The following is a 13,944-nucleotide window of genomic DNA, read 5'->3' as shown; positions in this document are numbered from 1 at the left end:
TGTCATTCAAGTCTTTGTCGTTCAATCCGCGAGAGCACTCAGGGTTCAGGATGGACCTCGGTCAGCTGACACGCCTTCGCAGCCATGTCACTTCGGCACCTTCGCCTGAACTCCGGAAGGGTTCGAGTTCCTCGTCCCACGGTGCGCCTATCGCCCGATCGATCTCCGCGGCGATGTCTCCACCGGAATTCATGATGGACCGCAGTTTCATCTCCCCAACGACGACATCACCGTTCGCACTGGTGGATCCGCGCCACAAGCCCAGACCGGGCACATGGCTGTACCGTTCGCCGTCGACGCCGTGGCTCGGGTCCTCGGTGACCTCGAAGCGCAACATCGGCCACGCCCGTAGCGAATCGACCAGGCGGGCACAGGTTCCGACGGGACCTGTCCAGTCCGTCGTCGCACGCAGAAGTCCGTCGTAGGCAGGCTGTGAGGTCCATCTGAGCTTGGCAGGGCTGTCCAACGTGGCGGACAAAGCCCAATCCACGTGCGGGCACAGCGCCGCGGGCGACGAGTGGATGTAAACCACACCAGTCGTCACGTCCGCGAATTGATTCATTTCGCGCACTCGAGCCTCCTGCTTCGACGAGGGACGTCTTCCCCAACGACCTCTGTCGAGTTCGTGCAGCACGCTCGATTGAACAGTGTGCCTTGTGTTACCCGTGTTGCGCCAGTGGAAGGAGAGAAATTTGTGCTCTATCGCGAAACTTCACCGATCACGCCATCTGACAATTCAGTCCACAAAGGCTTGGCCCAATCACCGAAGTCGCGATCGGTAAGCACGACGCACGCAGTATCGATCGTGGGATCGACCCACAGGAAGGTCCCGGACTGGCCGAAATGACCGAAGGTTGCGGCCGAGTTCGCGAGACCTGTCCAATGCGGACGCTTGTCGCCGCGAATTTCGAATCCGAGTCCCCAGTCGTTGGGGCGCTGAGAGCCGTAACCCGGAAGAATTCCGTTGAGCCCCGGGAACTGCACGGTTGTCGCCTCTGCAAAAGTCTGCGTCGAGATCAGGGTCGGCGAGAGCAGTTCAGCCGCGAACTTGGCCAAGTCGTCTGCCGATGCCTGTGCACCGTGACCGGCAGGACCGACAAGAGCCGCGCTGATCATCCCCAACGGCGCGAACACCGCCTCGGCAAGATAGTCGGCAAACTCGATCTCGGTCTCCCGGGAAACCAACTCGGCAAGCACCTCGAATCCCGCACTCGAGTAGATCCGCTTTGACCCCACCGGCGCCTGAACAACACGTTCGGCGAATGCCAACCCGGAAGCATGTGCGAGGAGATGACGAACGGTCGACCCCTCAGGCCCGGCCGGCCCATCCAACTCGACCGCCCCTTCCTCCACCGCCACCAGAATCGCGTAGGCGCACAACAGTTTTGTCACCGAAGCCAGGGGGAAAACATGCGACTGGTCGCCGCTGAAACCACGAATGCGGTCGCCCTCACCCGGATTATTCCCGGAGAGGACGACCGCTGCCGCATTGTCGACCGGCCACTGCTGGATTACGTCGAGACTGTGAGTACTGGGCACCCGATCAGACTACTGGCACAAGAGTTGCGCTTTCGATCACCAGTCAGCTTCGGTGTAGCGGATGACGCCGCGGATGTTCTTGCCATCCAACATGTCCTGGTACCCGTCGTTCACGCCTTCGAGCGTGTAGGTCCGAGTGACCATGTCGTCGAGGTTCAGCTTGCCTGCCTTGTACATCGAGAGGAGGTTAGGCACGTCCTGGCGAGCGTTGCCACCGCCGAAAATGTTGCCCTGAAGGTCCTTCTGAAGCATCGACATCAGGAACAGGTTCAGCTTCACATCCATGTCCGTCAGGTGCCCCATTGCAGTGACAACACAACGACCAGCCTTTGCCGTCAGAATCATGGCTTCTTCGACGTACTCACCCTTCATTTCGCCGACGGTGATGATCGTCTTCTGCGCCATGCGTCCGTACGTGGCGTCGATGATCGGCTGAATGGCAGCGGCAGCGCTTTCGAAAGCGTGCGTTGCGCCGAACTTCAGAGCCTGCTCACGCTTCCACGGCACGGGGTCGATGGCAAAGATGTACCGAGCGCCCGATGCAACCGCACCCTGTAGCGCACTGATACCGACGCCGCCGACGCCCATGATCACAACGTCTTCGCCGGGCTTCACATCGGCGATGTGGGTTGCCGATCCCCAACCGGTCGGGACGCCGCAACCGACGAGTGCGGCAACCTCGAACGGAATGTCCTTGTCGATCTTCACCACTGACGACTGGTTCACGACCATGTAGGGCGAGAACGTCCCTAGCAGGCACATCGGGATCACGTTTTCGCCGCGAGCCTGGATCCGGTACGTGCCGTCGCTGATGGCTTGGCCGCTGAGGAGGCCCATCCCGAGGTCACAAAGATTCTGATGCCCGGCCGAACACGCCGGACAGGTTCCACAAGCCGGAATGAAGGACAGAACGACGTGGTCGCCGACCTCCAGTCCCTTGACCTCAGGGCCGAGCTTGGTGATGACGCCCGAACCCTCGTGCCCGCCCATGACCGGGAACGACGGCATCGGGGTCGCGCCGGTGACGATGTGGTGATCGGAGTGGCACATTCCGGCCGCTTCCATGCGAATTTGAACTTCGCCGGCTACCGGCTCGCCGATCTCGATCTCCTCGACGGACCACTTCTCATTGAGGCCCCACAGGATTGCACCCTTGGTCTTCACGTCACTTCACCCTTTCATTCGCACACCCGCATCTATCTCTGTGACCATAGCCACAAATCCGCGAAATTGGAACGTGTTCTAACGAAAGATTTTGCACTGCAGGTCAGACGTCCAAATGACCTGGCACAACCGGCTTGGCGACGACGAAAGAATGACCCACTGAGTGGGACAGGCCACACGGGCGCCCGAAGGTAGAGCCGCCCCGAAAGCACGCACTCATTCGACTCCACCTCCCACCAATCGGTCGGACACAGAGCAGGGTCCGAGACAGGCCTGGCCATGTTCTGGTGCGTGTGAGGTTTAACCCCTCAGGTTTTGAAGGTGGTGTTCGCTGGTCGCGGGTGCTGCCGCGGGTCGATCGAGGGCGGTGGGATGAACCACGGTTTGTTGTCGACGCCGATGCGGATCACCCATTTCCCGACGAACCCGTTTTACGGTGCATCAGCCGGTGATGCGAACGACACAGCAGGACAAGGTTGCTCATCACAGTCGGGCCCCCGCTCGCCCAGTGCCGAATATGGTGCGCATCCGTCCACGCCGGTACACATGTGCAGCCCGGGAACGCGCAACCTCTGTCGCGGGCGATCAACGCCACTCGCTGCTCCGCGGACACCAACCGTTTCCCGGGTTTCGCATCGAGCGGCGCCCCGTGATCATCGAGCAGAACAGTCGAGAGGAAACAATCGCACCCGAGGAGTCTGGTCTGCGAGACCGACAGCGGACCGAGCCACGGCATGTGCCCGACATCGAGATCCGACACAGCCACTCCACCACCATCGGGCGAGGGTGCGGCGGCGCAGTCCCGGTGCTCCGCCAGATCACGGGCGTTGATGTGCACGTTCACGTGCGGACGCTGACCACCATCGGTACCGGTCTTGGCGCAGTCCAGATACCGCCGGATCAGTTCCGTGAACCCATCCGCGGTCCGCTTCGCCGCCGACCGAGCATCCGGGGTTCCATCCGGAGTGGGGGTGGGCATCGTCAGATTCGACAACGCCGACAGCAACATTTCGCCGGTGAGAGCGTCGAAATCCCCGCGCACCACCACCCGACCGTTCAATGTCGACGCGATCCGGAGCTCGTTACGATCCACATCCTCGGCGGGTGGAATGTCATCGGACTCGAACACTCGCTCCAAGGTCGCGATGACGTTCCGGACCTTCGTCGTCGTGGCCTCCACACCGGAAGCAGCAGCCAACAACAAATCGATACAGCGAGGCAACGCGGCGTCCGGCATGCCCTTCGGCGGGGATTCACAGAACGCCACGATCAACACCGCATGATCGAACGAGCAATCCCCGCCATCGAACCGGGCCGCCACCGCCGGAAACGGCCGAAGCGCCGCACCCAACGCGGCGATCTTCTTCCCATCCCGAACCTGCAGCATCGTGTTCGCCGCCAACCAGCAACCCACCCCGCGGCTCGCAATCACCTGATCATCCGGCCGCAACGACAACTCGTCCACCACCGCCACACGAACAGCCTCGAGACGAAGAATCTCCGCACTCGCCTCGATAGCAGCGGTACGTAACTCCGCAGCAGACAACCGCCACAGTCGTCCGCGCAACCCCACCGCAGAACCAGACACCACATCCGACAACAGAACACTCATTGAATCCCCCGATCCCCTCCCCAAACAATACTCGAACACCCGTTCGAGTCAAGAGTTTCTCGAGTCAATCCACCGAGCGTCCCGGAATCACCACACCGCATTGATAGGCGAGAACCACCAGTTGCGCGCGGTCGCGGACATCCAGTTTCGTCATCGCCCGGTTCACATGGGTTTTTGCCGTGACCGCGCTGATCACCAATTCCGCGGCGATTTCGTCGTTGGACATCCCGAGGGCAACGAGGGTGACCACTTCGAGTTCGCGTGGTGTCAATTGACCGAAAATCCCGGAAGTCGAGTCGGCCCGCGACGGAGTGGAAAGGAATCGAGAAATCAACGCGCTGGTCGCAATCGGCGACAACAAAGAGTTCCCACCTGCGACCGTCCGAACAGCATCAAGTAGATCCTCAGCTCGGATTCCTTTGCCGATGAAGCCGCTCGCTCCCGCCCGGATCGCCTGTGCCACATGCTCATCCACTTCGAAGGTCGTCAGGATCAGTACGTGTACGTCGGACAAATCCGGATGATCGGCGATCATGGCGGTCGCTTCGACTCCGCTGGTGCCCGGCATGCGAATGTCCATCAGTACAACGTCGGGTCGGTGCTCGAGCGCCGCCTGGAATGCCTGCTCTCCGTCTGCCGCCTCGGCGACCACCTCCATGTCGTCTTCCGAACCGATCAGCAGCGCAAGCGTTTGACGGAATAGCGCCTGATCGTCTGCCACTACCACCCGAATACTCACGACTCCTCACGCTCCGAACCGCTGGAGACCGAGACCAGCGGTAGTTGGGCGTCCACACGAAATCCCCCGTCCGCGCGGAATCCTGCTGAGACCTCGCCTCCCATTGCCTGTGCCCTCTCCTTCATTCCCAGCAGTCCGTACCCGGGCGGTGACGTCGAAGGCACTGCCGTTCCGGAGTTTTCGACCGACAGCACCAGAACCTCGGCTTCGTACGACAACGACACGGTGACGGCCCCTGGCAACGCATGCTTGCTCGCATTCACGAGTGCTTCCTGGATAATTCGGTACGCCGTGAGGTCTACTGCTGGCCCGAGAGGGCGTAGCGAACCCACTGCGCGCACTTCGATTTCCATTCCCGCACTGACGAATTGATCCACCAGTGCCGGTAGATCCGAAAGCCCCGGAGCCGGTTTCATCGAGCGATCACCGTCCTGAGCGTCACGGAGAACTCCGACCGTGGCCCGAATTTCATCGAGTGCCGCCTTGGACGTTTCCTCCACTCCGCGAAGTGCAGTCGTCGCCTTCTCGGGGTCTTTCCCGATCAAGTGCGACGCGACCCCGACTTGCAGGTTGACCAAGGCAATGTGGTGCGCGACAACGTCGTGCAGGTCTCGCGCAATCCGCATCCTTTCTTCGACGACGCGGTGTCGGGCCTCGTCCTCGCGCATTCTTTCCGCTTGCACCGCGCGCGCCTCGACGGACTCCAGATAGGCGCGGCGAGAACGGACCTCGGCGCCGGCGAAACTTGCCATCAGCAACCACGCCAACAACCCCAGTGCCTCCTGCAGGAGATTGTTCCCCACTCCCAGGAAGATTGTGACGAGCATCAGCGAGCTGACTGTGCTCGCCGCTGCGAAGAAGGTCCTCCGGCGGTCACTCGTGCTGGCAACGTAGTAGAGGCACACCATCGCCGCGGAACCTGTGCCGGCATTCGGCGGCGCTGACAGTGCAATCATCAATACGCCGAGGAGTACTGCCACCGCCAGCGCCGAGAACGGGTAGCGCCTTCGGAATACGATGGTCGCCGCTGCGATCGCTGTTACAAGGACTCCCACAACTGTTACTTCGCGGGTGTCATTGCCATCGAGCGCGATGCGGTGCGCCGTCCACGTGGCAAGGAGCACGAGGATCGTCAGTGCCAGGTCGATGGTGCGCGGGTGTTCCGCACACCATCGACCCCACGTCGATGTCGAAGTCATCGATCTACCGTATCCGGGTCATACCGACAACTTGTCGCTCGTGGGTTCACTGGATTCCTTCGAATCTGCGAGCAGCGCAGTCAACTGCTCCCCCTCGACATCGACGTTCGGGACCAACCGGTCCAGCCATGAGGGGAACCACCATGCCTTCGGGCCCAACAGGGACATGACGGCCGGTACGACGGTCATACGAATCACGAAGGCGTCGAACAGAACCGCGAACGAGAGTCCGAGTCCGATCTGCATGATGAAGGCGTCGCCGCCGAAGATGAAGCCCGCGAAAACGGCGATCATGATCAGCGCCGCGGCCGTGACGACTCGCGCGCCCTGGTCGAAGCCCTTCACGACTGCTTCGTCCGGTCCGTCACCGTGGACGAACGCTTCACGCATTCTGGTCACGAGGAACACCTGGTAGTCCATCGCCAACCCGAAGACGATGCCGATCATGAAGATGGGCAACATCGCCACAACTGATCCGGTTTGGCCTTCGATTCCGAGAATGCCGGCGAACCAACCCCACTGGAAGATCGCGACCAGCACACCGAACGTCGCGCCGATCGAGAGCAGAAATCCGAGAGTTGCCTTGAGCGGTACCAAGATCGAGCGGAACACCAGCATCAAAAGAATGAAGGCGAGGCCGACGACCAATGCGAGGTAGGGAACGAGGGCATCAGCCAAGCGGTCCGAGACGTCGATCGTCAACGCTGTCTGACCGGTGACCGACATCGTGGCCCCGGTCTCGTCGGTCAGTGATCCGGCGACCTCACGTATATCTGCGACGAGCGCCTTTGTTGCCTCGGTTTCCGGGCCACTCGAGGGGACCACCGTGATGACTGCTGTATCGCCGGCCTGATTGAGTGCTGGCGGCGTCACTGCCGCTACGTCGGGCAGAGCACCGAGCTTTTCCTGGGCGCCGCTCAATGCCGCTGCCGGATCTGCGGCGTCGGCAACGTCGACGACCACCATGAGCGGACCGCTGAACCCGGCACCGAACCCCTCGGATAGTCGGTCGGTAGCCCTGGCGGCAGTTGTGTCGGGCACTGGTGGGCTCGCCAAACTCAGGTTGATTCCGAAGGTGGGGATCGCCAGCAATCCCAACCCGAGGACTGACGCGAGCAAAACCGGAACTCGACGCCGGATCACGAACTTGGCCCATCGCGAGCCCGCCCCCTCCGACTGTTTCCGGTGTGTCAGTTCACCGCCGGACGCCAGCAGTCGACGATCAGACCGACTCAGGACGCGCGACCCTGCAAATCCGAGTGTGGCGGGCAGCAGCGTCAGTGAAATCACCACTGCAACAGCAACTGCGAATGCTGCAGCCAGACCCATGCTTGTCAGGAACGGGATGTTCACGACGAACAGTCCGGCCAGTGCGATGAGGACGGTCAACCCCGCGAACACTACGGCCGAACCCGCAGTCCCCGCTGCGCGGCCCGCAGCAATTTCCGGATCATGTCCGTCACGTAGTTCGGAGCGGTAGCGCGAGACGATGAACAGCGAATAGTCGATCGCCACGGCGAGCCCCAGCATCATTGCCAGGACGGTTGTGCTCGAACCCAATTCGATGAAACCAGTTGCGATGGTGATCGTGCAGATCGCGATGCCGATGCCGATCAACGCGCTGATCAAAGGAAGCCCCGCCGCAACCAAGGAACCGAAGGTGACGGTCAGCACCACCGCGGCGATCGCGACTCCGATCACCTCTCCCATCGATTCGGCGCTGCTTTCCATCAGCACGTTGCCGGCAACATCGACTGCCAGCCCTGAATCCGAGGCGTCGTGGACAGCGGACTCGAGCAGTTCTTTCGAACTGTCCGGCAAGTCCATCGAGTCGGCTGTATAGGAGACCTGCATGTATCCGATCGTCCCAGTCGGCGACACTCCGCCGGATGCATACGGATCCGATACCGCTGCAACCTCGGGGTCCTTCCCGAGCGCAGAGACCAATTCACTGACGGATTGTCGAATGGCCGGATCGGCGAGCGTCGTGCCCGCCGGAGATTCGAAGACTATGCGAGCACTGGCTCCGCCGGTGGACGATTCCGGGAACCGTTCAGCCAGAAGGTCCTGTGCCGCTTGCGATTCTGTGCCCGGGATCGACAATGTGTTGACGGTCGGACCGGACAGCGTTGCTGCGCCTACTCCGCCCGCCACCAGCAGGACGACCCAGAAGCCCACCATTGCCCAGCGACGACGAAACGCGAGTCGCGAGAGTTTGTACAGGAATATCGACATGCGTATCACTGTGCCGATACACGACCCCGTCGCACATCGTGCACAGGTAGGCAGTTCGACGTACTGCGCTCGCAGTAGGGCGGTGGTCCCCAGTGCTAGACGGGCAGGCCCAACTCCCTTGACCACGGCGGATCCGCCCCTGGTCGTGACACGGTGACGGCTGCCGCGCGTGCGGCAAAGGTCAACGCGGCCGACCAATCTGCCTCGGAGAACCCGCGCACAACGGCGACGTCGAGTGCGTCGTGACGATCAAGGTAGGCCAGCAGGGCTCCGTGAACGGTATCGCCCGCACCGATCGTGTCCGCGACGTCGACTGCGGGCGCCGGCACCGAAACATCGAGTTCCTTGGTGATCAACCGCAACCCGTCACCACCACGGGTGAGCAGTACGGCGCCGACGCCTTCGTCGAGCCACTCGGCGCCGTCGACCGAACCCAACCACTTGGCGTCGTCGTCGCTCACTTTGAGAATATCGATGGCGGGCAACCACGAACGAAATCGTCGTCGATATGCTTCCGGGTCCGAGATCACCGCCGGACGAATGTTGGGGTCCACCATGGTGAGTCGACCGCGGGCGTGCGCTTCGTGCAGCATGGCTTCGTAAGCGGAGGCCCCGGGCTCGAGCACCAGCGACAGCGTTCCGAACGAGAATGCCCGGGCAGAGGGAAGTTTCGGCAGCGCGAACTGTCGATCCGCCGTTCCCTCGAGGTAGAAGGAATACCGCGCACCTCCGTCCGCTGCAAGGTTCACGACGGCCAGAGTTGTCGGCTCGGACCCACGTTCGACTCCGGTCGTGTCGACATTCGACGCGGCCAGCGAGTCGAACATCCGATCTCCGAACGCGTCGGTGGACAAGCGAGAGACGAATCCCACGTCGGATCCGAGTCGACCCACCGCGATCGCAACGTTGAACGGTCCACCGCCCAACTTGGGTGAGAAGTTCTCCCCCACCGGAACCAGATCAACCAGTCCCTCACCACACACCACGACGGATCGTTCGCGTGTATCACTCATCGGTAGACCCTAACCTTCTCACCAGTCGAAGATGGATGTGACCTGCTCGGCACGAACGAGTTCGGGTGCCGAGCAGGTCACGATTGTGGTGGGATTCAGCTACCCACGCGCTCACCCGTAGTCGGGTCGAAGAGGTGAACAGGACCGTCCACCCGCTCGAAGCCCAGCGTCTGGCCGTACTGCAGCTTCGATCGCCCGCCGGTGCGTGCAACGAGCGAGATCGGGTCGGCTTCGGTACCAGGCACGTGTGCGTAGATGTACGACTCGTTGCCCAGTTCCTCTACCAGGTCGATCTGAGCTGCGATTCCGTCTCCGGCAGCAACCACCTGGAATTGCTCGGGCCGAATTCCCACTGTGACCGAAGCCAGACCGGCCGCGGCGATTGCCGCCATCTGCTCGCGGTCCAGCGGAACCTCGACGTCGCCGAAACGCACCCCACCCGAACTGACCGGCGCCGTTACCAAGTTCATACCGGGAGATCCGATGAAGCCTGCAACAAACGCATTGGCCGGCCGATCGTAAAGTTCGGTCGGAGAAGCGAATTGTTGCAACTTGCCGCCCTTGAGCACTGCCACGCGATCACCCATCGTCATCGCTTCCACCTGATCGTGCGTGACGTAGACGGTGGTGGTTCCGAGACGACGCTGCAACGCCGCGATCTGCGTGCGGGTCTGGACGCGTAGCTTTGCGTCGAGGTTGGAGAGCGGCTCGTCCATGCAGAACACTTGCGGTTCACGAACGATTGCTCGGCCCATGGCAACTCGCTGCCGTTGACCGCCGGAAAGCTTGGCCGGTTTGCGGTCGAGGTATTCCGTCAGGTCAAGCAGTTTGGCCGCTTCGGCAACTTTCTTCTTACGCTCCTCGACGGGCACACCGCGCATCTTCAACGCGAACCCCATGTTTTCGCCGACGGTTTTATTGGGGTACAGCGCGTAATTCTGGAAGACCATTGCGATGTCGCGATCCTTCGACGGGACATCGGTCATGTCCTTGCCGTTGATGGTGATCGCACCGGAATCGATGTCCTCGAGCCCTGCCAACATGCGCAGGGCCGTGGACTTTCCGGAACCTGACGGACCGACGAGCACGATGAACTCCCCGTCCTTGATGTCAAGATCGAGTGAATCTACAGCGAGGGTCCCGGCACCTTCGTAGATGCAAGACGCTTTCTGGTACGAGATTTCAGCCATGACGAACTCCTGAGAGGGTGAGGAGAATTATTTGATTGCACCGAAGGACAGGCCGCGCACCAGTTTGTTCTGGGCGAACCAACCGGCCAGGATGACGGGCAATGCCGCCATGGTCGCTGCCGCGGAGAGCCGAGCCCAGTAGAGGCCCTCGCCGGTGATGAAGCCGACCAGGAAGACCGGAATCGTCTGCGCTTGAACAGCTGTCAGGTTGACTGCGAAGAAGAATTCGTTCCACGAGAAGATCACGCAGATCAGCGCAGTCGCAGCAATTCCGGGCGAGATCAGCGGGAGGATCACCTCTCGGACCGAGGTCCACAAGCTCGCGCCGTCCATGCTGGCGGCTTCGAGAAGCTCGCCGGGGACTTCGAGAAAGAACGAACGCATCATCCACACTGCGATCGGCAGATTCATCGATGTGTACAAGATGACCAGCGCCCAGATGTTGTCGAGCAATCCGATGTCGTTGACGATCACGTACAGCGGCACGATTGCGGCGACGACTGGGAGCATCTTGGTACTGATGAAGAAGAACAGCACATCCTGCGTCTTCTTCACCGGGCGAAGAGACAATGCAAACGCAGCCGGAACACCCAGTAGCAGAACAAGAATCGTCGACATTCCTGTGGCAAATGCCGAGTTCGCCAGCGTTGTACCCAGACCGGAATCGAGGACGGCACGGAACTGTTCGAGGGTGGGAGTGAAGAACAGCTTCGGCGGGTCCGTGTAGGCGTCTGCCTCGGTCTTGAACGCGGTCAGGACCATCCAGAAGACCGGGAAGAAGAATCCGAGAGCGGCGATCCACGCCACGACCGACCACGGACTGAACTTACTGCTCTTCTTTTTCTTCACTACGGGCTTGTCGGTCGTCGCGCTTGTGGTCTCTACGGCAGTCATCACGCCGCCTCCTCGTTGCCGGTGAAGCTCTTGAAGATCAATCGGAGCGCAAGTGTCGACACGATGATGGTCGCGATCACTGTCACGACACCCATCGCCGCAGCTTGACCTACGTCGAAGCCGAGGAACGCGCGCTGGTAGATGTAGAACGGCAGATTCGAACTGGCCACGCCGGGCCCGCCCGACGTCATCATGTACACCGCGTCAAAGGTGTTCACGAGGTAGATCGCACCCAGAACTGCACCGAGTTCGATGAAACGGCGCAGGTGCGGCAGTGTCAGTTCGCGGAACATCGCAAACGGCTTGGCTCCGTCCACCCGTGCGGCTTCGAGGATGTCTCGGGGCATGGACTGCAAGCCGGCCAGAATGAGCAGCATCATGAAAGGCGTCCACTGCCAGATCAGATTGATCATGACGGCGGCGAGCGGAAACTTGCTGACCCAGTCGACCTGGCCGACACCGAAAGGCTGGAGGACAAAGTTCACGATACCGAACACCGGGTCGAACATTGTTGTCTTCCAGAGCAATGCGCCAGCGACGGGGGTGATGAGAAATGGCGTGATCAGCAGTGTCCGCACGATCCCGCGACCGAGGAAGGCTCTGTCGAGTAGGAGTGCCAACGCGAGTCCGAGGATCACCGAAACGATGACCGTACCCACGATCATGATGACCGTGTTGACCGCGACTTCCCGAAACTGACTGTCCTTGAAAACCTCGATGTAGTTGTCGAACCCGTTGAAGTGCCGCGATCCCGGCCGGACAAGGTTCCACGACTGCGTCGAGTAGTAGAGGGTGAACAGAAACGGAATCTGGGTGACGACGATCGAGAAGATCAACGCCGGCAACAGGGGACCTCTACGACGCCAACCCTCGGCGCGGGAGATCTTCTTTTCGACACGGACCGGTGGCGCGTCGTCCACCGTAGTTCTGGGCTCGGCAACCGTAGTCATCGGTTCTCCTGATAGGTCTTGCCGACCACCTCGGCATACTGCTGGGATTGTTCGAGTGCTTCTTTCACGCTCTTCTGACCCGCGATGGCAGCACTGATCTGCTGGCTGACGCGAGTGCCCAGGTCCTGAAACTCAGGGATGGTGAGGAACTGGACGCCGGTGTACGGAACCGGTTGCACTGTCGGGTTCTTCGGATCTGCATTGTTGATCGATTCGAGGGTGATCGGACCGAATGCCTGTGCGGCCTCTTGATATTCCGGAATCTCGTAGGTCGATAGGCGACTTCCCGGAGGAACTCTCGACCAGCCGAGTTCGGTTCCGACCTTCTGGATGTAGTCCTTGTTCGTCATCCAGGAAATGAACTTCCAGGCGTCATCTTTGTTCTTTGCCGACTCCGGGATTCCGAGCGCCCAGGTGTAGAGCCAACCAGGATCGGACTTCTCGACCTTCGGGGCCTTCGCATATCCGATGTTGCCGACTACCTTCGACGACGCAGGGTCCTCGAGAACCGACACAGCCGACGTCGCGTCGTACCACATCGCCGTGTTGCCTTGCGCGAATTGTGTTGCACATTCACCGAATCCGCTTGTGGCAGGGCCCGGCTGACCGTGCTCCTTGACCGTGTCCACGTAGAACTGAACCGCATCCTCGACCTGCGGACTGGTCAGCTGCGCATTCCAATTCTCGTCGTACCAGCGTCCACCGAAGGTGTTGATCACGGTGTTCAGCGGCGCGCGAGTACCTCACCCCAGCCAGGCTTTCCACGCAAACAGATTCCCGCCATCTTGGCATCCGGGTTGTCGAACTGCGCTGCCCAACCTGCAACTTCTTGCCACGTCGGGTCTTCGGGAACTGTTATCCCCGCCTGATCGAACAGATCCTTGCGGTACATCAGGAACGACGACTCCCCGTAGAACGGGACCGCGTACATACTGTCCTCGTATGACAGAGAAGTCTTGATCGACGGTATGAAGTCGTCCTCGTCATAACCGGGCGTCTTGTCTGCATACTCGGACAGGTTCGTGAGCCAACCGTTGGCGGCCCACTGAGGTGTCTCGTAGTTGCTGATCATCACGACGTCGAACTCACCGCCGCCGGTTGCCGTCGACGCTGTGATCTTGGCACGCGCCTGGTTCTCGGAAAGGCTGACGAATTTGAGGTCGATGCCAGGGTTCTCGGCTTCGAAAGCCGGCGCCAGTTTGATGGCGTCCTGCATCTGCGAGTTCGACACCATCGCGATGGTGACTGTTCGTTCGCCGGAACCACCGAGCGCACCAGCGCCCGCACATCCCGACACCAGGAGGCAGAGCGCCGCCGCGGCAGCGCCCCACACTCGTCTTCCTGTTTTCACGGATTACCTTCCTTCACACTTGCGTGTCAGTCGCGCGCTCGGACAGCGAAACTCGTGA

Annotated in this window: 10 protein-coding genes and 2 pseudogenes; all 12 read right to left on the bottom strand. The window is 60.9% G+C overall.

Features of this window, described 5'->3' with window-relative positions:
• Positions 1-61: 61 nt before the first annotated feature.
• Positions 62-571 carry a DUF3145 domain-containing protein gene (locus tag B0E55_RS16915; RefSeq protein ID WP_003941617.1) on the bottom strand — a complete coding sequence of 170 codons (510 nt, stop codon included), beginning with the start codon at positions 569-571 and terminating at the stop codon, positions 62-64.
• A 128-nt stretch (positions 572-699) separates the two neighbouring features.
• A complete protein-coding gene (locus B0E55_RS16910) occupies positions 700-1,539 on the bottom strand; it encodes a serine hydrolase domain-containing protein (protein WP_080910081.1) in 840 nt (279 codons plus the stop codon).
• 36 nt (positions 1,540-1,575) lie between these two features.
• Positions 1,576-2,703, bottom strand: coding sequence for an NDMA-dependent alcohol dehydrogenase (locus B0E55_RS16905; protein ID WP_080910080.1), 1,128 nt, complete (start codon positions 2,701-2,703; stop codon positions 1,576-1,578).
• Between the two features lie 308 nt (positions 2,704-3,011).
• Positions 3,012-4,315: pseudogene (locus B0E55_RS16900) on the bottom strand (DUF222 domain-containing protein).
• 64 nt (positions 4,316-4,379) lie between these two features.
• The gene (locus B0E55_RS16895) at positions 4,380-5,054 is read right to left on the bottom strand and encodes a response regulator (protein ID WP_019748972.1); all 675 of its coding nucleotides are present in this window, start codon (positions 5,052-5,054) and stop codon (positions 4,380-4,382) included.
• The gene (locus B0E55_RS16890; RefSeq protein ID WP_019748973.1) at positions 5,051-6,253 is read right to left on the bottom strand and encodes a sensor histidine kinase; all 1,203 of its coding nucleotides are present in this window, start codon (positions 6,251-6,253) and stop codon (positions 5,051-5,053) included. Before B0E55_RS16890 ends, B0E55_RS16895 begins: the two co-directional genes overlap by 4 nt.
• A gap of 18 nt (positions 6,254-6,271) precedes the next feature.
• Positions 6,272-8,488 (bottom strand): MMPL family transporter, encoded by a 2,217-nt coding sequence (locus B0E55_RS16885; protein ID WP_080910079.1) that lies wholly within the window; start codon positions 8,486-8,488, stop codon positions 6,272-6,274.
• Positions 8,489-8,583: 95 nt separating this feature from the next.
• Positions 8,584-9,501, bottom strand: a complete 918-nt coding sequence (locus B0E55_RS16880; protein ID WP_080910078.1) for a carbohydrate kinase family protein — start codon at positions 9,499-9,501, stop codon at positions 8,584-8,586.
• Positions 9,502-9,596: 95 nt separating this feature from the next.
• Positions 9,597-10,691, bottom strand: a complete 1,095-nt coding sequence (locus B0E55_RS16875; RefSeq protein WP_019748976.1) for an ABC transporter ATP-binding protein — start codon at positions 10,689-10,691, stop codon at positions 9,597-9,599.
• A gap of 27 nt (positions 10,692-10,718) precedes the next feature.
• Positions 10,719-11,585: a carbohydrate ABC transporter permease gene (locus B0E55_RS16870; RefSeq protein ID WP_020969937.1), complete on the bottom strand. Its 867-nt coding sequence runs from the start codon at positions 11,583-11,585 to the stop codon at positions 10,719-10,721.
• On the bottom strand, positions 11,585-12,535 hold the full coding sequence (locus B0E55_RS16865) for a carbohydrate ABC transporter permease (RefSeq protein ID WP_019748978.1): 951 nt from the start codon (positions 12,533-12,535) through the stop codon (positions 11,585-11,587). The genes B0E55_RS16870 and B0E55_RS16865 overlap by 1 nt, the downstream gene beginning before the upstream one ends.
• Positions 12,532-13,886: pseudogene (locus tag B0E55_RS16860) on the bottom strand (ABC transporter substrate-binding protein). The gene B0E55_RS16865 and the pseudogene B0E55_RS16860 overlap by 4 nt, the downstream one beginning before the upstream one ends.
• Between the last annotated feature and the right edge of the window lie 58 nt (positions 13,887-13,944).

Source organism: Rhodococcus sp. 66b, from assembly GCF_002076325.1.
GTDB classification, from domain to species: Bacteria; Actinomycetota; Actinomycetes; order Mycobacteriales; family Mycobacteriaceae; genus Rhodococcus_F; species Rhodococcus_F erythropolis.
The sequence above is the reverse complement of the archived record's forward strand: the minus strand, read 5'-3'. Positions and strand labels throughout refer to the sequence as shown.